Annotated in this window: 14 protein-coding genes and 2 riboswitches; of the genes, 7 read left to right on the plus strand and 7 right to left on the minus strand. The window is 71.3% G+C overall.

The genetic code is table 11. The features are described 5' to 3' along the window. Nucleotides 1-315 precede the first annotated feature (315 nt). Nucleotides 316-1,452 carry a sigma factor-like helix-turn-helix DNA-binding protein gene (locus tag QMK24_RS03160; protein WP_283463496.1) on the plus strand — a complete coding sequence of 379 codons (1,137 nt, stop codon included), beginning with the start codon at nt 316-318 and terminating at the stop codon, nt 1,450-1,452. Between the two features lie 142 nt (nt 1,453-1,594). Here QMK24_RS03160 and sucD read toward each other — a convergent pair whose 3' ends face one another. The 5 genes from sucD to QMK24_RS03185 all read right to left on the minus strand — a co-directional run bounded on the left by sucD (nt 1,595) and on the right by QMK24_RS03185 (nt 8,616). Next, nucleotides 1,595-2,479 (minus strand): succinate--CoA ligase subunit alpha, encoded by an 885-nt coding sequence (gene sucD / locus QMK24_RS03165; RefSeq protein ID WP_283463497.1) that lies wholly within the window; start codon nt 2,477-2,479, stop codon nt 1,595-1,597. A 19-nt stretch (nt 2,480-2,498) separates the two neighbouring features. Continuing rightward, nucleotides 2,499-3,674: an ADP-forming succinate--CoA ligase subunit beta gene (sucC, locus tag QMK24_RS03170; RefSeq protein WP_283463498.1), complete on the minus strand. Its 1,176-nt coding sequence runs from the start codon at nt 3,672-3,674 to the stop codon at nt 2,499-2,501. A 210-nt stretch (nt 3,675-3,884) separates the two neighbouring features. Next, entirely contained in the window at nt 3,885-5,051 is a 1,167-nt protein-coding gene (locus tag QMK24_RS03175; protein ID WP_283463499.1) for a VWA domain-containing protein, read from the minus strand. After that, on the minus strand, nt 5,048-7,474 hold the full coding sequence (locus tag QMK24_RS03180; protein ID WP_283463640.1) for a DUF5682 family protein: 2,427 nt from the start codon (nt 7,472-7,474) through the stop codon (nt 5,048-5,050). Before QMK24_RS03180 ends, QMK24_RS03175 begins: the two co-directional genes overlap by 4 nt. 26 nt (nt 7,475-7,500) lie before the next feature. Further along, nucleotides 7,501-8,616 (minus strand): ATP-binding protein, encoded by a 1,116-nt coding sequence (locus QMK24_RS03185; protein WP_283463500.1) that lies wholly within the window; start codon nt 8,614-8,616, stop codon nt 7,501-7,503. 127 nt (nt 8,617-8,743) lie between these two features. Between QMK24_RS03185 and QMK24_RS03190 the strand changes: the two genes are divergently transcribed. Next, nucleotides 8,744-10,060, plus strand: coding sequence for an SWIM zinc finger family protein (locus QMK24_RS03190; RefSeq protein WP_283463501.1), 1,317 nt, complete (start codon nt 8,744-8,746; stop codon nt 10,058-10,060). A gap of 218 nt (nt 10,061-10,278) precedes the next feature. After that, nucleotides 10,279-11,946 (plus strand): DUF5691 domain-containing protein, encoded by a 1,668-nt coding sequence (locus QMK24_RS03195; RefSeq protein ID WP_283463502.1) that lies wholly within the window; start codon nt 10,279-10,281, stop codon nt 11,944-11,946. A gap of 100 nt (nt 11,947-12,046) precedes the next feature. On the opposite strand, the gene icmB is transcribed toward QMK24_RS03195, so the two are convergent. Then, the gene (gene icmB / locus QMK24_RS03200; protein ID WP_283463503.1) at nt 12,047-12,460 is read right to left on the minus strand and encodes a coenzyme B12-dependent isobutyryl CoA mutase small subunit; all 414 of its coding nucleotides are present in this window, start codon (nt 12,458-12,460) and stop codon (nt 12,047-12,049) included. 349 nt (nt 12,461-12,809) lie between these two features. On the opposite strand from icmB, the gene QMK24_RS03205 reads away from it, so the two are divergent. Then, nucleotides 12,810-13,700 carry an esterase/lipase family protein gene (locus QMK24_RS03205; RefSeq protein ID WP_283463504.1) on the plus strand — a complete coding sequence of 297 codons (891 nt, stop codon included), beginning with the start codon at nt 12,810-12,812 and terminating at the stop codon, nt 13,698-13,700. Between the two features lie 128 nt (nt 13,701-13,828). Beyond that, nucleotides 13,829-15,394 carry a peptidoglycan DD-metalloendopeptidase family protein gene (locus QMK24_RS03210; protein WP_283463505.1) on the plus strand — a complete coding sequence of 522 codons (1,566 nt, stop codon included), beginning with the start codon at nt 13,829-13,831 and terminating at the stop codon, nt 15,392-15,394. Nucleotides 15,395-15,464: 70 nt separating this feature from the next. Here the strand turns inward: QMK24_RS03210 and pcrA are convergent, their stop codons facing one another. Continuing rightward, nucleotides 15,465-17,927, minus strand: a complete 2,463-nt coding sequence (gene pcrA, locus QMK24_RS03215; RefSeq protein WP_283463507.1) for a DNA helicase PcrA — start codon at nt 17,925-17,927, stop codon at nt 15,465-15,467. A 252-nt stretch (nt 17,928-18,179) separates the two neighbouring features. Next, a riboswitch (cyclic di-AMP (ydaO/yuaA leader) is annotated at nt 18,180-18,339 on the plus strand. A 6-nt stretch (nt 18,340-18,345) separates the two neighbouring features. Between pcrA and QMK24_RS03220 the strand changes: the two genes are divergently transcribed. Then, complete coding sequence (locus QMK24_RS03220) at nt 18,346-19,503, plus strand: C40 family peptidase (RefSeq protein WP_283463508.1); 1,158 nt, start codon at nt 18,346-18,348, stop codon at nt 19,501-19,503. A 208-nt stretch (nt 19,504-19,711) separates the two neighbouring features. After that, nucleotides 19,712-19,876: riboswitch (cyclic di-AMP (ydaO/yuaA leader) on the plus strand. Beyond that, complete coding sequence (locus QMK24_RS03225; RefSeq protein ID WP_349307835.1) at nt 19,875-20,927, plus strand: C40 family peptidase; 1,053 nt, start codon at nt 19,875-19,877, stop codon at nt 20,925-20,927. It overlaps the preceding riboswitch by 2 nt. The last annotated feature ends 3 nt before the right edge of the window (nt 20,928-20,930 follow it).

The following is a 20,930-nucleotide window of genomic DNA, read 5'->3' on the forward strand; positions in this document are numbered from 1 at the left end:
ACGGCCACCCCGTCATCGACCACCACTTCCCCCGAACCCCGAAAGCGACGCAAACCACCCGCCGAGCGAGGCGCGGGCCTGGCACCCCGGGTGGGCGGCACGGCCACAACACCGAGCGCGGCCGGCGCGACGGGTACGGGCGGGAACGCCCCCACGCACGGTCCGAACGCCCCCGCAGCCAAGGGCCCCGAGAATGGCGCAGTCGCCGAGCGCAGCACACTGCCCCCCACGCAACCCGCCACCACCCCCGTACCAGCGTCGGAACCGGTCGTCGCACCCGCACCGAAACCCAGCGGCACCCGCACGACCGCCCCCGTGGCGACCCACACGGCGGCCCCCTCGGCGGCCCCCTCGACAGTCCAGGCGACCACCGCCGCGCGGCGTGAACAGCCGCCGGCAAAGGTTCGGAAGGCCGTCGGACCCGACGCGGCACTGAGCGGCACCGTGCTCACGGCGGCGGAGCCGACGGCGGCGCCGGCCGAGAAGGCTGAGGAGGCTGAGGAGGCCGCGAGGGTGTCGAAGGCGGCGGAGACCGCCTTCGACGCCCTCTACACGCACAGCGCAGGCGACTTGGTGCGGCAGATGAACCTGCTGACCGGGAATCCGCGCTTCGCGCGGCATGCCGTGAAGCGTGCGTTCGATCTGGCGTGGCAGCGGTGGCCGGAGGTCGCGGTGGATCCGTATCCGGTCGGCTGGGTGCGGGCAGCGGCGTACGAGTACGCGTTCGCGCCGTGGCAGCGGTGGGTGCCGGGACGCCGGGCGCATCCACGGGCGGTGGCCCGGACGCGGCTCGGGCCTGACCAGGACCGGGCGCTACGGGCGGCGTTGCTGCGGCTGCCGTCTCCGAACCGGCAGGCGATCCTGCTCTACGACGGGCTGGGGCTCGATCTGCCGGCGGCGGCCGCCGAGAGCGAGGCCAACACGGTGACGATGGCGAACCGGATCACCCGGGCACGTGCGGCGCTCATCGCGGCGGTCCCGGAACTGGGCGAGGAGGCACCGGCACGGCTGCACGCGATTCTCGCGGCGGGCTCCGACCCGGCGACGGCGTCGGCCCGGGTCCCCGCTGTTCCGGCCGTCCCCGCTGACCCGGCGGTCCTGACGGTCCCCGCGACCCGGGTCCGCGGGGCGAGCGAACGCGGCATGCGGCGCAGGACCCTGGCCGCGGTGGCGCTGACGGCTGTGATCGCCGGGGCCGCGGGAGTCGCGATGGTGGTGACGTCCGGCCATGGCATCGAGGCGCCGCCGCAACGCGCGCGGCCGATGTGGATGACAGCTCCACCCGCCGCCACGCCGGGGCAGGGCGTACCGGAGGCGGGCCGGATCGGCCGCGAGGTCGCCACCCCGCAGCATCCAGTCCGTCAGCATCCGGCCCGTCAGGATCCGGCCCCTGAGCCGCCGGCCTGGCTGCCGCGTCCGCCGGTCCATCCGCCGGCAGCGCCGGGCAACTGACGAACGTCCCCGCCCGCTGGACGGCACGCCGCAGACGAAGTCCCGCAGAGCCGAACGTCACTGAACGCGAACGCGGGCCCGCCCCCGAAGGGGACGAGCCCGCGTCGTCGCGCGAAACCACTCAGCTGTCAGCCGACAATCGTCAGCCCGCGAGAATGGCGCGCGCCAGGCGAGCCGTCTCCGACGGGGTCTTGCCGACCTGGACGCCTGCGGCCTCCAGGGCCTCCTTCTTCGCCTGGGCGGTGCCCGACGAACCGGAGACGATGGCGCCCGCGTGGCCCATGGTCTTGCCCTCGGGGGCCGTGAAGCCCGCGACGTAGCCGACGACCGGCTTCGTCACGTGGGCCTTGATGTAGTCCGCGGCCCGCTCCTCGGCGTCGCCACCGATCTCACCGATCATGACGATCAGGTCGGTGTCGGCGTCCGCCTCGAACGCGGCCAGCGCGTCGATGTGGGTGGTGCCGATGATCGGGTCGCCACCGATGCCGACGGCGGACGAGAAGCCGAGGTCACGCAGCTCGTACAGCATCTGGTACGTGAGCGTGCCGGACTTCGAGACCAGGCCGATGCGGCCCGGCTTCGTGATGTCGCCCGGGATGATGCCGGCGTTGGACTGGCCCGGCGTGATGAGACCGGGGCAGTTCGGGCCGATGATGCGGGTCTTGTTGCCCTTGGCGCCGGCGTGCGCCCAGAACGAGGCGGAGTCGTGCACCGTGATGCCCTCGGTGATCACGACGGCCAGGCCGATCTCGGCGTCGATCGCCTCGACGACGGCGTCCTTCGCGAACTTCGGCGGCACGAAGATGACAGTGACATCGGCACCGGTCTTCTCGATGGCCTCGGCGACGGAGCCGAACACCGGCACCTCGGTGCCGTCGAAGTCGACGGTCGTGCCGGCCTTGCGCGGGTTGACGCCGCCAACGATGTTGGTGCCGTCCGCAAGCATGAGCTTGGTGTGCTTCATGCCCGTGGCGCCGGTCATCCCCTGGACGATGACCTTGCTTTCCTTGGTCAGGAAAATAGCCATGGTGTGGTGACCTTGTCCCTTACTTCGCAGCCGCGAGCTCGGCGGCCTTGTCGGCCGCGCCGTCCATGGTGTCCACACGCTGTACGAGCGGGTGGTTGGCGTCGGTCAGGATCTTGCGACCCAGCTCCGCGTTGTTGCCGTCGAGACGGACGACCAGCGGCTTGCTGACGACCTCGCCCTTGGACTTGAGCAGCTCCAGGGCCTGGACGATGCCGTTGGCGACCTCGTCGCACGCGGTGATGCCACCGAAGACGTTGACGAAGACGGACTTGACGTCCGGGTCGCCGAGGATGATCTCGAGGCCGTTCGCCATGACCTCGGCGGAGGCGCCGCCACCGATGTCGAGGAAGTTGGCGGGCTTCACGCCGCCGTGCTTCTCACCGGCGTACGCGACGACGTCAAGTGTGCTCATGACGAGACCCGCGCCGTTGCCGATGATGCCGACCTCGCCGTCGAGCTTGACGTAGTTGAGGTTCTTGGCCTTGGCCGCGGCCTCCAGCGGGTTGGCGGCGTCCTTGTCCTCAAGGGCCGCGTGGTCCGGCTGGCGGAACTCGGCGTTCTCGTCGAGGGACACCTTGCCGTCGAGCGCGATGATCTTGCCGTCACCGGACTTGATCAGCGGGTTGACCTCGACGAGGAGGGCGTCCTCCTTGATGAAGACGGTCCACAGCTTCTGCAGAACGTCGGCCACCTGGCCGGCGATCTCGGCCGGGAACTTGGCCGCGGCGACGATCTCGGCGGCCTTCTCCGGGGTGCAGCCCTCGTTGGCGTCGACCGGAATCTTGGCCAGCGCGTCGGGGTTCTCCTCCGCGACGATCTCGATCTCCACGCCGCCCTCTACGGACGCCATGGCGAGGAAGGTGCGGTTGGTGCGGTCCAGCAGGAAGGAGACGTAGTACTCCTCCGCGATGTCAGCGGTCTCGGCAAGCATCACCTTGTGGACCGTGTGGCCCTTGATGTCCATGCCGAGGATTGCGTCGGCCTTCGCGACCGCGTCATCCGGGTCGGAGGCGAGCTTCACGCCGCCGGCCTTGCCTCGGCCACCGACCTTGACCTGCGCCTTGACGACCGCACGGCCACCCAGACGCTCGGTCACCTCACGAGCCGCCTCGGGCGTCTCGATGACTTCACCGGCCAGCACCGGTACACCGTGCTTGGCGAAGAGATCCCTCGCCTGGTACTCGAACAGGTCCACGCGCGTCCGTCCTTGGTGATCGCGGTTTGTTTTCTGCGCGAACGTGCCGATACGGGAAGCGTGACTACGCGGTCACAAGGAGGGCGCACACGGTCACCGAAGTACGCGGCATGTCCGTCTCGCAGGTTATCCCCGTGGGCCGTAGGTCCCTAAATCGCAGGTCACATGTGAGCGGTGAGAACGGTCACAGAGTGCATTGTCAGGCTCGCGTCAGACTTCTGGTACGGGCAGCGGTCGTTTCTCTATCGCGGCGGCCATGACCTCGGGAAACAGGTCCGGCGTGCAGGCGAAAGCCGGGGCGCCGAGAGCGGCCAGGGCCGCCGCGTGCTCACGGTCGTAGGACGGCGCGCCCTCGTCCGACAGCGCCAGCAGTGCCACGAACTGCACCCCTGCTGCCTTCATGGCGGCCACCCGTTTGAGCATCTCGTCGCGGATCCCGCCCTCGTAGAGATCGCTGATGAGCACGACGACGGTTTCAGCCGGCCGGGTGATCAGCGACTGGCAGTAGGCGAGCGCCCGGTTGATATCGGTGCCGCCGCCGAGCTGTGTGCCGAAGAGCACATCCACCGGGTCGTCCAGCTGGTCGGTCAGATCGACGACCGCGGTGTCGAAGACGACGAGTCTGGTGTCGATGCTCCGCATGGAGGCCAGGACCGCGCCGAACACCGAGGCGTAGACGACCGAGGCGGCCATCGAACCCGACTGGTCGATGCAGAGGACGACGTCCTTCTTCACCGCCTGTGACGCCCGGCCGTACCCGATCAGCCGCTCGGGCACGATCGTGCCGTGCTCGGGGAGGAAGTGCTTGAGGTTGGCGCGGATCGTGCGGTCCCAGTCGATGTCCCGGTGGCGGGGGCGGCTGATCCGCGCGGACCGGTCGAGGGCGCCCGTCAGAGTTGCGCGGGTGCGGGTGGCGAGCCGCTTCTCCAAGTCCTCGACGACCTTGCGGACCACGGCCCGTGCCGTCTCCTTGGTCGTCTCCGGCATCGCCTTGTTCAGCGAGAGCAGCGTGCCGACGAGATGAACATCCGCCTCGACGGCCTCCAGCATCTCCGGCTCCAGCAGCAGCGCCGACAGGCCGAGCCGGTCGATCGCGTCACGCTGCATCACCTGGACGACGGAGGTCGGGAAGTACGTACGGATGTCGCCGAGCCAGCGTGCGACCTGCGGCGCGGAGCCGCCGAGACCGGCCGCCCGGTCGGCCTTGCCGTCCGCGCCGGCCCCGCTTCCGCCTCCGCCGTAGAGCGCGCCGAGGGTGCGGTCCATCGCCGCGTCGCGCCCGGCGAGATCGCGGCCCGTCCCGTCGGCGGCTCCCCCGCCGAGCACCAGCCGCCAGCGGCGCAGCCGTTCATCGGCAGCCGTCGTGTCGTCGGTCATCCGGCATCCCCCTCCGTGTGGTTCGCGTCGTGCGTATCCGCGCCGGACGCGTCCCCGTCGTCCGTGTCCTCGACATCCGTGAGCCCCAGCAGCAATCGCAGGACCGGCTGCGCCGCCGCCACCCGTGCCTCGTCGTATCCGGCGCCGAAGCCCGGCACCGCGTCTCCGGCGGCGGCCGCGCGCGGACCCGAGGTACCGCGCCTGACCAGCTCGCCGACGGTGCGGCGGACGCCGGGCTCGAACTCGCTGAACGTGCGCCGCAGCAGCGGCAGTACGTCGTTGAACGCGGTGGCCGGTACGGCGGCGAGCCAGCCGTCGACCAGTGCGAGCAGCCGCTCGTCGTGGACGAGGAGCATGCCGCCGCCTGCGAGGAAGCCCTCCAGCCACGCGGCGGCCTCGGCCGACGGCGTGCCCGGCGACAGGGCGAGCCCCATCAGCCGGGCGGCCTCCGTCTCGTCGAGCCGTCCGTCGTCCATCAGCAGCCGCGCGGCGCTGCCGCGCAGCAACCCCGGTATCGCCCCGTCCCGTTCGGCGATCGCCCGCAGCATCACCGCCCATCGCTCGCGGAGGGTGTCGGACTGGAGGAGGCCGATCGCCCGGTGCGCCGCGTCCGCGTGGCCGCGCATCTCGGCGGCGCCGTCCGCGTCGAGGCCGACACAGGCGGGGGGCAGCCCGATGCAGACCCTTTCCGCCAGCCCCTCGGCGACCTTGCGGAGCGCCGCGGAGTCCGTGCCGCGCACATCGCCGTAGCGGGCGGAGCGTACGAGGGCGGGCAACGCCTGGGCAAGGTGGCCGACATCGGTCTCCAGCGCGGCCCGGTCGGCCAGCACCCGCATCACCACCGGCAGCGCGTCCGGGAGTCCCGCCACCAGGCAGCGCTCGGCGAGCGCGGTCACCTCGGCCAGCGCGGAGGCGCGCACCGCGCCCTCCTCGGCCTTCGCCGTCGCCGCGGAGAGCAGCGTCGTGCCCCACACCCCGGCCTCGGCGACCCGGACCGCCAGCTCCGGCTCCCAGCGCAGCCGCCAGCTCTCCCGGAACGTCCCGGTCCCGGCGCGCGAGCGCACCTGCTCGCCCCACTCGATGCCCAGCAGCCGCAGCCGGTGCAGCAGCCGGCTGCGGCCCGCGTCGGTCTCCTTGCGCAGGTCCAGTTCCAGTTCGCGTTCCAGCGCCTCCGGCTTCAGCCGGAGCCTGCGCTGTTCCCGCGTCAGATCCCGGGCCAGCGGCACGGCGGGCGCACTGTCCGGCACCTCCCCCAGGACGTCCCCCACGACGAGACGGTCCCGGATGAGCGCGAGCGGTATGTCGGAGCCGTCACACATCACCGCCCGGACCGCGTCCGTCGTCTCGCTGAGTCCGGCGAGCGGGCGGCCGCGCATGGCCGCGAGGGTGTCGGCGAGCCGCACCGCCTCGATGACATGCGCGGAGGAGACCGGCAGGTCCTCCGCGCGGAGCAGCCCCGCGACCTTGGTCATCCACCGGGTGACCGGACGGTCCGGCGCCCCGAACAGATGGCCGTACCAGCCGGGGGAGTCGATTCCCGCGCCGTATCCGCTGTGCCGCGACAACCGGCGGTGGGTCCACGGCACCCAGGTCATCTCCACTTTCACCTTGGGCAGCCCCTTCAGCAGCTGCCGGTCCGCAGCGACGGTGACCGGCTCGGCGAGCGCCGGCACATGCCACGCCCCGCAGACCACCGCGACCCGGTCGTGGGCACGCCGGGCCTCCCGGATCCGCAGTCGCATATGAGCCTCGCGCGCCGGGTCGTCGTCATGGCCGCCGTGTCCGTACATCTCTCGCAGTGCGCCCATCGCATCGGCCAGCGCGGCGAACGGCGCCAGCGGATCCGCACCGGCGGCGGTCCCCCGGTGTTCGACCGCGTCCTCCCACCACCTCTCCGGGTCGTCGTAGCCGGCCGTTTCCGCGAGCACGGCCAGCGGGTCGATGCGCAGGGCCTGGGCCGCCGCCCCATCAGCGGCCGGCGCCCCCTCGCCTACAGCTCCCTCCCCTTCTCCTTCTCCCCCTTCTTCCGTTTCTTCCGTTTCTTCCGTTTCCTGGTGGCCTTCCGTCGCTCGCAGAGCCAGGGAATGTGCGGCGGGCAGATCGATGAAGGCGACCGGCACGCCCTGTTCCGCGGCCCAGCGGATCGCCACCCATTCCGGCGAGAACTCCGCGAAGGGCCAGAAGGCGGCCCGCGCCGGATCGTCCAGGACGTGCGCGAGCAGCGCGACCGGTGGCCGCATGCCCTCCTCCGCGGCGAGCCCGACAAGCGCGTCGGCCTCCGGCGGCCCCTCGATCAGCACGGTCCCCGGCCGGTAGGCGTCGAGCGCGGCGCGCACCGCACGCGCGGACCCGGGCCCGTGGTGCCGCACCCCGAGCAGGGCGACTCCCGCCGGGACCGCGGCGGGTGCCGGGGACGGCGGCATCGCGGGTGTCACGACGGCCGGCGCACTCATGCGCTCGCCTCCCGGCAGGCGCGGTAGAAGTCCTTCCAGCCCTCGCGCTCGCGGACGACCGTCTCCAGATACTCCTGCCAGATCACCCGGTCGGCGGCCGGGTCGCGAACGACCGCGCCGAGGATGCCGGCCGCGATATCGCCCGCTCTCAGCACACCGTCACCGAAGTGGGCGGCGAGCGCCAGGCCGTTGGTCACCACCGAGATCGCCTCGGCCGTCGAGAGCGTGCCCGACGGTGACTTCACTTTCGTCCTGCCGTCGGCGGTCACCCCGCCGCGCAGTTCCCGGAAGACGGTGACGACCCGGCGGATCTCGTCCGCGCCCGCGGGGACCGAGGGAAGATCGAGCCCCCGGCCGAGCTGGTCGACCCGGCGGGTGACGATGTCGATCTCGTCCTCCGCCGAGGCGGGCAGTGGCAGCACGACCGTGTTGAACCGGCGGCGCAGCGCGCTGGACAGCTCATTGACGCCGCGGTCGCGGTCATTGGCGGTGGCGATCAGATTGAAACCGCGGACGGCCTGGGTCTCCGACCCCAACTCCGGTATCGGCAACGTCTTCTCGGACAGGATCGTGATGAGCGAGTCCTGCACATCGGCGGGAATGCGGGTCAGCTCTTCCACCCGCGCGATCCGGCCCTCGGCCATCGCCCGCATGACGGGACTCGACACGAGAGCATTGCGGCTCGGGCCGTTGGTGAGCAGCTCCGCATAGTTCCAGCCGTAGCGGATGGCCTCCTCCGGTGTGCCGGCCGTGCCCTGGACGAGCAGCGTCGAGTCGCCGCTGATCGCGGCGGCGAGATGCTCGGACACCCAGGTCTTGGCGGTGCCGGGCACGCCGAGCAGCAGCAGCGCGCGGTCGGTGGCGAGGGTGGTGACAGCGACCTCGACGATGCGCCGGGGACCGACGTACTTGGGCGTGATGACCGTGCCGTCAGGCAGCGAACCACCGAGCAGATACAGGGCCACCGCCCACGGGGAGAGATTCCAACGAGCCGGCCGCGGACGGTCGTCGGCCGCGGCGAGGGCCTTCAGCTCATGTGCGAAGGCCTCCTCGGCGTGCGGCCGCAGAGCGCCTTCCGGAGCATCCTCGATGTCGGTGGGCATGACTGCCATGAATCCCCCTGTCCTGTGCCGCCGGACCCCGCGGTCCGCCGGTGATTTCCACCATGCACCACGCCACTGACAACGGGTGAAGTCCCAGGTCGGACGCATTGTCAGTGGCGGCACCTACGGTCGTGGCATGGAGGAACGGTGGACTACGGATCAGGTGCTGGCACTCGCTCCTGACGCGGCATCACGGAAGGCCGGATCCAGACTCGCGATGCCCGCGTCCTGGTCCGGTACGGGTACCGCCGGCGCTGCGGTCTGGGGCATGTGCGCGGGCAGCGGCAGCAAGCCGTATCAGACGGTCGTGGACACGAAAGGTCCCGGATGCAAGTGCAGTTGCCCGAGCCGCAAGTTCCCGTGCAAGCACGCGCTCGGGCTGCTGCTCCTGTGGTCCGAGACGTCGAGTGGGGCCGTCGGGCAGGCGCAGGCGCCGGACTGGGTGACGGAGTGGCTCGACAGCCGGCAGGAGCGGGCCAGGGCCGCCGCGGCCGGACCGGCGAAGCCCGCCGACCCGGAGGCGGCGCGGCGCCGCGCCGAACGGCGCGCCCAGCGCGTGACGGCGGGCGTCACCGAGCTGGAGCAGCGGCTGACCGACCTGCTGCGCGGCGGCCTGGCCGGTGCGGACCGGGAGGGCTACCAGAAATGGGATGAGATCGCCGCCCGCATGGTCGATGCGCAGGCACCAGGACTGGCCACCTGCGTAAGGGAGTTGGGGGCCGTCGCGTCGGCGGGTGGCGACTGGCCGTCGCGGCTGCTGGAGGAGTCCGCCCTGCTCCATCTGCTCACCCAGGGGTATCTGGGTGAGCAGCGGCTGCCCGGTCCGCTGGCCGCCACGGTGCGCTCCCGCGTCGGCTTCACCACGGATACCGCCGAGCTGCTGGCCGGCCCCACGATCCGGGACCGATGGCTCGTCCTCGCCCAACTCGACACGTCGGACGACCGGCTGACCACCCGTCGGATATGGCTGCAAGGCGCCACCGCAGGACGGGTCGCCATGCTCCTCGCCTTCGGCGCGGCGGGCCGCGCGCCCGAACTGGCGCTCCCGGTCGGGCTGACTCTGGACGCCGAGGTCGCCTACTACCCCTCGGCCCAGCCACTGCGCGCCGTCCTCGGCGAGAGCCACGGCCCTGCCGCGCCCGGCACCGTGCCGGCCGGCGTCCCGGTCGGTCCCGCACTCGCCGCCTACGGAGCCGCCCTCGCGGACGACCCGTGGCTCGACGCCTGGCCGGTCGTCCTGTCCGGCGTCGTCCCCATACCCGGCCCAGGCCCCAGCGGCTGGCAGCTCGCCGACGCCGACAGCCCGGACGCCCTGCCGATCGCCGGGCGCGGTCCTTGGCGGCTTGCCGCCGTCTCGGGCGGCCACCCCGTCACGCTCTTCGCCGAACTCGGCCACACCGGCGTCCGCCCCCTCACCGCCTGGGGCTCCGACGCCACTCCCGTCCCCCTGTAGGCACGGCCCACAGCGGGCCAGTGCCTGTCCGGCGAATCCTGGGCGGTCCCGGCGGCGAAGGGACCGGTCGTGATCCGTCCTTCCCGCCACAAGTGACCACCCCGGCCGGGCCACCCACGCCCCACCATCCACCCGACAACCGCACAGTGCTCCCCATCAAGTCCGCCCGGCGATTGAGGGCAACGGGCGGGGTGGGCGGGCGAAATCGAGGGGGAACGATGAACGCCAGCTGGGCCGACCTCGTCGGCAGTGCGCTGCTCGGCACGGACCGCAGGCCGCCGCCGTTGTCCGCGGGCCCGCGCACGGACCCGGCGACAGCGCTGCTCGACGCGGCGGCGATCGGCACGGTGAGCCGCCGAGCGGGCCTGCGGCCGGCCATGGCGCGGGAGCGTCCGGCGCCCGCCGCGCCGGATGTACGGCCCATGCTGCCCGCCGCGGCGCGCCGCAGGCTGGGGCTGCTGCTGGCGGACCGCTCGGCGGGCGGCGGCTCCTCGGGGGGCAGACGCGGCACGGCGCCCAACCTCGCCGAGCTGCTCCCGCAGTGGCTCGCTGCGGCACGGCGGCACGGCTACGCCGCCCCGCCGGCCCTGCTGCCGGACCTGCTCGACGCCGCTCGCGCCCGGACCGACCTCCGGACCGACGCCCTGGCCCTTGCCGGACCCCGCGCGCTGTGGCTGGCCGAGCTGAACCCGGAATGGAAGTTCGCGCTGCGGGCCGGGGTCAGGGGGCTGGAGCCGGCGGCCGGGGATCCGGCAGCGGTCCAGCGATTGTGGGAGGAGGGCCTGTTCGCCGAACGGGTGGCGCTGCTGGCCCGGCTGCGCGGGCACGACGCGAAGGCCGCGCTCGCGCTGCTGCGGTCCACCTGGACGAGCGAGCGAGCGGAGGACCGGCTGATGTTCCTCGATTCGCTGCGCGAGGGACTGTCACCCGCCGATGAGCCGTTCCTGGAACAGGCGCTGACGGACCGCAGCCGCAATGTCCGGGCGACCGCCGCCGAGCTGCTGTCGGCGCTGCCCGGCTCCGCGCTGGCCGCGCGCATGGCCGAACGGGCCCGCAGTTGCGTATCGGTCGGCCATGTCGAGGGCGAGGGCGACGGCGGTGCGAAGGCGGCCGGGGTCGGGATCGTGGTGGAGGCACCGTACGAGTGCGATGCCGCGATGGAACGCGACGGAGTCGCCGCGCACCCGCCCAATGGGCGCGGCGAACGGGCCTGGTGGTTCGGACAGCTGGTGGACGCGACCCCGCTGGCCACCTGGACGGCCCGGTTCGGCGGCCGCGGCCCGGAACAGATCATCGCGCTGCCCGTGGGGGACGACTGGCAGCCCGATCTGCACGCCGCCTGGTGCCGGGCGGCGGTGCGGCAGCGCGACCCCGCGTGGGCCCGCGCCCTGCTCGGTCCGCCGCCGGCCCCGGCGTCACCGGTCGCCGCGGTCGGCGACCCGGCCAAGCTGCTGTCCGTCCTGCCGGGGGACGAACGCGCGGAGTGGGTGGCCCGGTTCATCGCCACGCACGGCCTGTCCGAGGCGTTCCAGATGCTCGGCGTCTGCGATGTCCCCTGGGCCGGGCCCTTGGGCCGGGCCGTGGTCGACGCTCTCGACATCGCCCGGGACGCGGGCAGCTATCCGTGGAGTTTCAGCGGTGTCATGGGCCTGGCCGAACGGTGTCTCGACCCGGCGGAGGCCGACCAGGTCACCGTTCTGACCGCCGTCCCGGAGGAACAGGCCGACGGCTCTCCCGGCGCGGGCGGCTACTGGGCCGAGGCGTTCCAGCGACTGTTCGGCACGCTGCGGCTGCGCGCCACGATGCTCGCGGAACTCAACCCGCAGAGCCCGGCCTCCCCGGCCGGCCCTGCCTCCCCGGCCGGCCCTGCCTCTCCGGCCTCATGATCCGGCCGGGCAGGAGACGGTCACCGGGCTCTCCGGAGCCTCCCGCCCGGGAGGTCCGGGCACCCGGGACGCCCAGGACCCACGTGGCCCCCGGCGGGGATCAGGCTTCGGCGCCCTGGCGGACGTTGGCGCGGACCCAGGCGACCGCGTCACCGGTGGGCGTGCCGGGGGTGAAGATCTCGGCGACGCCGAGCTCCTTGAGGGGAGCGATGTCCGCCTCGGGGATGATGCCGCCGCCGAAGACCTTGATGTCCTCGGCGTCACGGTCCTTCAGCAGCTCGAGAACCTTCGCGAAGAGCGTCATGTGGGCACCGGAGAGGATCGAGAGTCCGATCGCGTCGGCGTCCTCCTGGATCGCGGTGTCGACCACTTGTTCCGGGGTCTGGTGGAGGCCGGTGTAGATGACCTCCATGCCGGCGTCACGCAGCGCCCTGGCGATGACCTTGGCCCCGCGATCATGACCGTCGAGACCCGGCTTGGCCACCACCACGCGGATCGGACCGGACACTCCCATCACTGCCTCCATGACAATTGCCGGCACCGTCGCCGACCGAGCGGGACCACAAGCGGGACCGAGCGTGAACGAACGTTATCCCCAGCATCCCGCACCTGACAGTTTCGCAGTGCGGACCGAGGGGGAAATCACACGGTGGGACACGTTCGTAGTGCGTTGGGCCCGCCGTCGGCCTCCGGTCAGCGGGAGTCGGTTCGCGGGTCCAACGCGTTCTCGGGGAGCCGTGGCCAGCCGCATCGGCGCGCCGTCAGCCGCACGTCGCGGCGGTGCGGGCTGGATGTACGACTCCCCGGGCTAGGGCACACGGGGGACGGAGCTGCCTCCCGTCGTGCCGTACGGGAGGTGGGCCATGGGGGCCCTGTCGTTCGGATCGGTTGCCGCGGGCCGTCTGCTGCGCAGCACCGCTCTCCTACGAGCCGCAGTATTCGAGATCGTCATCCTGACCGGCCATCTCTTCCTCTATCCGACCGGGATCCTTCCGGAGCGCGACCAGCCCGGCACGCCCACCGGCCCCAGCCCTAACCCCAGCCCAAACCCTCACCCCGGCCCCTGCCCCGGAGTGGGACCGGGCGCGGATTCCGGCGCGTCCCGGCTGGCTGCCGGGGGTCCGGCGGCGCACCGGCCCGTCCTGCTGCTGCACGGCTTCGTGGACAACCGCTCGGTCTTCACCCTGCTGCGCCGTTCGCTGCGAAAGCATGGCTGGACGCACGTCCAGGCGCTCAATTACTCCCCGCTCAGCTGCGACGTCCGCACCGCCGCCGCACTGCTCGGCCGCCATGTCGAGCAGGTCTGCCGGCAGACCGGGCAGCGCCAGGTGGACATCGTCGGCCACAGCCTCGGCGGCCTGATCGCCCGCTACTACGTGCAGCGCCTCGGCGGGGACGCCCGGGTGCGCACGCTGGTCACGCTGGGGACCCCGCACTCCGGGACCCGCGCGGTCCCGCTGCTGACCCCGCACCCGATCGTCCGGCAAATGCGTCCGGGTTCCGATCTCATGCGCGAATTGGCAAAGGCAGCCCCCGGCTGCCGCACGCATTTCGTCGCCTTCTGGAGCGACCTGGACCAATTGATGATCCCGGTGGAAACCGCCCGCATCGACCATCCCGACCTGACGGTACACAATGTGCAAGTCGCCGGAATCGGTCATCTCGCACTGCCGGTGCACGCCACCGTGGCGGCCGGGATACGCCAGGCCCTGGTCGGCGAGGAGCGGTCCATGGGCGCCGAGGATGCGGCATAGCTATCGAATTCGATTCGAACACAACGCATTGCGGAGGCCCGAACGCTGCCGAAGATTGTCGCCGTCGGGGGTAGGGGGCTACAGTCACCGCTAATTCTCCTGCAGCCGAGGCGAAAGAGAAGTAGGCGGTGAACGATCGTCACCCGTCGGGGTACTCCCCCGACCATGGTGCTTATGGCTACGACACCTTTTCCACGGGCTCGCACCAGAACATCGGCACCACCTTCGCGGACGGCGATCCGCTCTTCGGAGCGATGACCGACTCCACGGGCGCCGGCTCCACGGGCAGCTACGCATTCGTTCCGCAGCCGGCCCAGCACGGCTACGACACGGCCGGCTACGAGACCGGAAGCTACGACGCGAGCGGCTTCTGGCAGGCCCAGACCGTGGGCTATCAGGCCTACCCCCAGCAGTCCCCACCGCCTCAGCAGCAGGACTGGGACTCCGGTCAATACCCGCAGTACGCGGCGTACGGCTACAACGCCGCATGCCAGGACACCGGCAGCCACCAGACCGGCAGCTACGACGCGATGTCCTGGGACACCGGCGCCTACAGCGTGCCCGCACAGGCCACGCACGTGGAGCAAAGCTACGCTCCCGAGCCCGAATACGCGGCCGCGCCGCAGTATGAGGCCGGGCAGGGGCACAACGAGTACGGCAATGACTACGGGAACGCGTACGGCAACGAGTACGCGACCTCATACGAGAACACGTACGGGTACGAGCCGGAGACCACTCCCGAGCCCGGCCCGGCACACGAACCCGCGCACGAACCAAAGCCCGGACTCGCGGACGACCTGGATCACGACGCAGCTCAGGACCACGACCTGGCCGTCGGTCCCGGTGCTGAGCCCGACCCCGAGCCCGAGCGCGACCCCGAGCGCGACCCCGAGCGCGACCCCGAGCGCGAGCCCGAGCGCGAGCCCGAACTGGTCCCGACTCCTGTGGCCACCCGCAGCGGTGGAAGCGGCAGCCGCCGCCGGCGGCCCGCACGGCGCTCCGCGCTGCTGACCATCGCGGTGCCGTCCGTAGCGGTGATGGGCGTCGCGGCTGTCGCCGCCGCGGCCGTCACCGGCTCGGCCGGCGCCCATGACACGAGCAGGACCCAGGCCTCCGGTACGGGCGCCACCAACCCCGTCGCCTCGAAGCTCGACACGCAGCTCGCCGGAGTGACCTCCAACGCCGACGACTTCGCCACCCGGGCCAGCCGTACGCAGGAGCGGATCGACCTCAAGGACCGCGAGGCCGCCGCGAAGAAGACGAAGGCCGACGCGGCGGCGCGCAAGGAGGCCCAGCGGCCGAAGTTCCTGCTGCCGGTGGCGCAGCGCGGGCTGAGCGCGTACTTCGGCCAGGCCGGCGTCAACTGGATGTCGGTCCACACCGGAATCGACTTCCCGGTCAGCTACGGCACCCCCGTGATGGCCGTGACCGACGGCACGATCCGCACCCAGTGGAACGGTTCCTACGGCAACATGGCCATAGTGACCGCCCCCGACGGCACCGAGACCTGGTACTGCCACCTGAGCAGCACCAAGATCCGGTCCGGTACGGTCAAGGCCGGCGAGCAAATCGCCTACTCCGGCAACACCGGCAACACCACCGGCCCGCACCTGCACTTCGAGGTCCGGCCGCACGGCGGTGCGGCGATCGATCCGCTGCCGTGGCTGCTGGCGCATGGCATAGACCCCCGCTGAGGGCCGGCCCCCGCCGTCACCCCAGCCCCCGCTGTCGCCCCCCAACCCCCTCCGTCGCCCGGACCCCGCGTCAGAGCTTCTCGACCGGCGCGTACCGCAGCAGCAGCCGCTTCGGCTTCTCCTCGCCGAAGTCGACGGTCGCCTGCGCGTCCGACCCCGTGCCGCTGACGCCGACGACGGTCCCGAGGCCGAACTGGTCGTGGGTGACGCGGTCCCCGACCGTCAGCGCGATCACCGGCCGGTCCGTCGTACGCCGCGTCGCGAAGCCCTTGGACCCCGCCTTGGCGCGCGCGGACTGCGACGAGGACAGCGAGGACGCCGCCGCGGACATCGCGGCCCCCGGCCCGGCCACCGGGCCGGTCCGCTTCCAGTCGATCAGCGTGGGCGGGATCTCCTCCAGGAAGCGCGAGGCCGGGTTGTAGGACGGCTGGCCCCACGCGCTGCGCATCGTCGAACGCGTCACGTACAGCCGCTCGCGTGCCCGCGTGATGCCGACGTAGGCGAGCCGCCGCTCCTCCTCCAGCTCCTTGGTCTGCCCCAGGGCCCGCATGTGCGGGAAGACGCCGTCCTCCATGCCAGTGAGGAAGACCACCGGGAACTCCAGGCCCTTGGCGGTGTGCAGCGTCATCAGCGTTATGACACCGCCGCCCTCCTCGTCGTCCGGGATCTGGTCGGAGTCGGCGACCAGCGCGACCCGCTCCAGGAACTCCCCGAGCGTCCCCGGCTCGGCGTCCTCGGCGGCGGCCCGCTCCTGCTCGAACTCCAGGGCGACGGCGGCGAGTTCCTGCAGGTTCTCGACGCGGGTCTCGTCCTGCGGATCCGTGGAGGCCTGGAGCTCCGCCAGATAGCCGGTCCGTTCCAGCACCGCCTCGAGGACGGTCGCGGGCCCGGCGCCCGATTCGACGATGGTGCGCAGTTCTTCCAGCAGCTCGTTGAACCGCTTGACCGCGTTCGAGGAGCGGGCGGCCATGCCGTACGCCTCGTCGACCCGGCGCAGCGCCTGAGCGAAGGAGATCTTCTCGCGCAGCGACAGGGCGTCGATCATCGCCTCGGCCCGGTCGCCGATACCGCGCTTGGGCACGTTCAGAATCCGGCGGAGCGGGACGGTGTCCTCGGGGTTCGACAGAACGCGCAGGTAGGCGAGGATGTCGCGGACTTCCTTGCGCTCGTAGAAGCGCACTCCGCCGACGACCTTGTAGGGCAGGCCGACGCGGATGAAGACCTCTTCGAAGACACGCGACTGGGCGTTGGTGCGGTAGAAGACGGCAACATCGCCGGGCCGGGAGTCGCCCGCGTCCGTCAGCCGGTCGATCTCCTCGGCGATGTACTGCGCCTCGTCGTGCTCCTGATCGGCGACATAGCCGATGATGACCGGGCCGTCGCCGGCCTCGGTCCACAGGTTCTTCGCGCGGCGCCCCGCGTTGCGTTCGATGACGGCGTTCGCGGCCGTCAGGATCGTCTGGGTGGAGCGGTAGTTCTGCTCCAGCAGGATCGTGGTGGCCTGCGGGTAGTCCTCTTCGAACTGCAGGATGTTGCGGATCGTGGCGCCGCGGAAGGCGTAGATGCTCTGGTCGGCGTCACCCACCACACACAGCTCGGCGGTGTTCTCGCCGGTCCCGACCAGCTCGCGCACCAGGGTGTACTGGGCGTGGTTGGTGTCCTGGTACTCGTCGACGAGCACATGGCGGAAGCGGCGCCGGTAGTGCTCGGCGACGTCGGGGAACGCCTGGAGCAGGTGCACGGTGGTCATGATGATGTCGTCGAAGTCGAGGGCGTTGGCCTGCCGCAGCCGGGCCTGGTAGAGCGCGTACGCCTCGGCGACCTTCTTCTCGAAGGCGTTCTCCGCCTGCCGGGCGTAGTCCTCCTCGTCGATCAGCTCGTTCTTGAGGTTCGAGACCTGCGCGCTGAACGCCTTCGGCGGGAACTGCTTCGGGTCCAGATCCAGATCGCGGCAGACCAGCGCCATGAGGCGCTTGGAGTCGGCCGCGTCGTAGATCGAGAAGCTGGACGTGAAGCCGAGTTGCTTGCTCTCGCGGCGCAGGATGCGCACGCAGGCGCTGTGGAAGGTCGAGACCCACATCGCCTTGGCGCGCGGGCCGACCAGCTCCTCGACGCGCTCCTTCATCTCGCCCGCGGCCTTGTTGGTGAAGGTGATCGCGAGGATCTCGCCCGAGTGCACGCCGCGCGCGCCCAGGAGGTGGGCGATGCGGTGCGTCAGCACCCGCGTCTTGCCCGATCCGGCGCCCGCGACGATGAGCAGCGGCCCGCCCGCGTGCACGACGGCGGCGCGCTGCTGCTCGTTCAGCCCCTCCAGGAGCTGGGCGGGATCGACGACGGGCCGGGCGGCGCCGTCCCGGTAGTACGCGTCCCGGCCACCGCTCGGGGGCTCGTTGAAGCGCCCGCCGAAGAGGTCGTCAGGGGCATCGTCCGGCCCGTGCGCGGACCCCGGCTCCGGGGGCGGCGGGGCCGATCCGGCCGCGTCGTCGGGGGCCTGGAGGTCGGCCAGGAAACTGTCGTCAAAGAGGCTGCTCATCGCCCACTGATTCTAGGCGCCCCCACTGACACCTCACACTCCGCTTCCCGGACTCCGCCACGTACGAGCCACATCCCGGCGCGGCCCCCACCCCGCCTCGCCCCTCACGCTCCGTGTTCGACGATGGTCACAGCGCGCACATCACGAAATGGTTTCGGGCCTATCGGACACCGGTCTTCCCAGCGGACACCGGAGTTGGCTACCGTGCCCGACCAGGCGGTCCGTCCTCCACTTCGGCACCCACGCCGTTACGGCCCACCTCCGCTGAGTGCGGCCGTGAGGCCGCAGCCGGGGACCCACCAGCACCACTGGGGTGAATCGGACCGCACGGGAATGTCCGTACGGACCGTAGGGCGACCTTCCGACAGCCCGAACCCGACAGCTAACCCGGTAAGCGGTCCACGGAAGGAATGCCGTCTTGGCGTCGCACCGCAAACCCCGCACCGGCATAAGCGCCGGCATGTTCCCCGTCTCCGGCCCCCGCGCGGCCATCGGCCTCACCGCGGCGGCGCTGGCCACCGTCACCCTGCTGGGCGAGACCGCGAGCGCCGCGCCCGCGCAGCCGCAGCCGCCCTCCATAGAAGAGGTCAAGGCGAAGGTCGACGCGCTCAACCATGACGCCGAGGTCGCCACCGAGCGCTACAACGGCGCGAAGGAGCAGGCCGACCAGCAGAGCTCCAAGGTCGAGACGCTGCTGAGCCAGGTGGCGCAGCGGACCGAGGCGCTCAACGATGCGCGGCGCGTCCTGGGCCAGTACGCGGCCGCCCAGTACCGCAGCGGCGGTGTCGACACGACGAGCGCGTTCCTGCTCTCCGCCAACCCGGAGCAGTTCTTCGACCAGACGCACCAGATGAAGCGGATGACCGGCAACCAGCAGCAGGCCGTCGAGAACTTCCGTACCCAGCAGGCCACGACGACGCAGAAGCGCACCGAGGCCGTCAAGGGGCTCGACACGCTGAACACGTCGCAGACGAAGCTGCGGACGGAGAAGAAGACCGTCCAGGACAAGCTGGCGGCGGCGAAGACGCTCCTCAACAGCCTCACCGTGCAGGAGAAGGCCCGACTGGCCGCGCTCCAGGCCAAGAAGGACGAGGCGGACCGCAAGCAGGCCGCGGAGATCGCCGCCAAGGAGAAGGCCGCGCGGGATGCCGCCGCGAAGGAGGCCGCGAAGACCGGCGCGGGGACGGGGACCGGCACCGGTACGGGCACGGGTTCCGGCACCACCTCGTCCAAGGCCGAGCAGGCCATCGCCTTCGCCCGCAAGCAGCTCGGCAAGCCGTATGTGTGGGGCGCGGTGGGCCCGGCTTCGTACGACTGCTCAGGGCTCACCCAGGCGGCCTGGAAGGCGGCCGGCATCGACCTGCCCCGCACCACCTGGGACCAGGTGAATTCCGGCAGCCGCGTCGCGACCTCGGATCTGCGGCCCGGCGATCTGATCTTCTTCTACGACGACATCAGCCATGTCGGCCTCTACATCGGCAATGGCGAAATGATTCACGCTCCCCACACCGGCACGGTCGTCAAGATCGCCCCGATCACCGAAATGCCGATTTACGGGGCTTCGCGCCCGGCCTGAACCGGCCCATAACCGGCCCGCTCCAAGCCCGCACCAAGCCCGCACCAAGCCCGCACCAAGCCCACATCAGGTCAGCTCGACGGTCACAATAGGTAACGTAACGAAGCGATTTCGGTCACGTAGCGAAGTAAACTTCCCAAGAGTCGCACAAGTTGACTACGGTGGCCCGCTAGGCAGCTCGTTCCCAAGCCGGTGAAGAGCCGACGGCGGGCTGCCTCCGCTGAGTCCGGCCGCGAGGCCGGAGCCGGGGACCCACACGCAGGACTTGGGGTGAATCGGGGCGAACGTCCGTACAATGGACGCCACTCCGTAGGGCAGCCTTCCACCAGCCCGAACCCGTCAGCTAACCCGGTAAGCGGTCCACGGAAGGAATGTCTGCCTTGGCGTCGCATCGCAAACCGCGTACCCGAATACTCGCGTCCACCGGCCCCCGTGCCGTCGTGGGGCTGACGGCGGCGGCCCTGGCCACCGTGACCCTGATGAGTGAGTCCGCGAGCGCCGCGCCCGCGAAGCCCTCCATCACCGAGGTCAAAGCGCAGATCGACGACCTTCGTGGAAAAGCCGAAGTCGCCACCGAGCACGCCAACGCGGCGAAGGAGAAGACCGACCAGCAGCGCGCGAAGGCCGATCTGCTGCTCGCCGAGGTCGCGAAGAAGACGCAGAAGCTGAACGACGCGCGCCGCGTCCTGGGCCAGTTCGCCGCCGCCCAGTACCGCAACGGCGGTGTCGACCAGACCACCGCGCTCCTGCTCTCCGACAACCCGGAGAAGTTCCTTGAGCAGTCGCACCTCGTGGACCGGATGTCGGCCACGCAGGAAGACGCCATCAAGGAGTTCCGCACCCAGCAGGCGGAGTCGACGGCCGAGGGCGCCAAGGCCGGCGCGAGCCTCGCCGAGCTGACCGCCTCGCAGACCACGCTGGACCGCGAGAAGAAGAACGTCCAGGCCAAGCTCGCCGACGCGCAGAAGCTGCTCAACAGCCTCAGCGCCGACGAGAGGAAAAAGGTCGCCCAGCTGGACACCGCGCAGTCCGGCAGCTCCAACAGCGCGACCTACACGTACAACGGCCCCGCCAGCGGTCGCGCCGCCGCAGCCATCGACTTCGCCCTCGCCCAGCGCGGCAAGCCGTACGTCTCCGGCGCCACCGGCCCGGGCTCGTACGACTGCTCCGGCCTCACCCAGGCCGCCTACCGCTCGGCCGGCATCAGCATCAGCCGCACCACGTACACCCAGATCAACGACGGCACGCGCGTCTCGCAGTCCGAGCTGCGCCCCGGTGACCTGGTGTTCTTCTACTCCGGCATCAGCCATGTCGCCATCTACCTCGGCAACGACGAGATCGTGCACGCCCCGCACCCCGGTGGCGTCGTCGAGGTCGGCAAGATGAGCTGGATGCCGTTCGCCGGCGCTGTGCGTCTCGCCTGACGC

This window comes from Streptomyces sp. PH10-H1, from assembly GCF_030063355.1.
Lineage (GTDB): Bacteria > Actinomycetota > Actinomycetes > Streptomycetales > Streptomycetaceae > Actinacidiphila.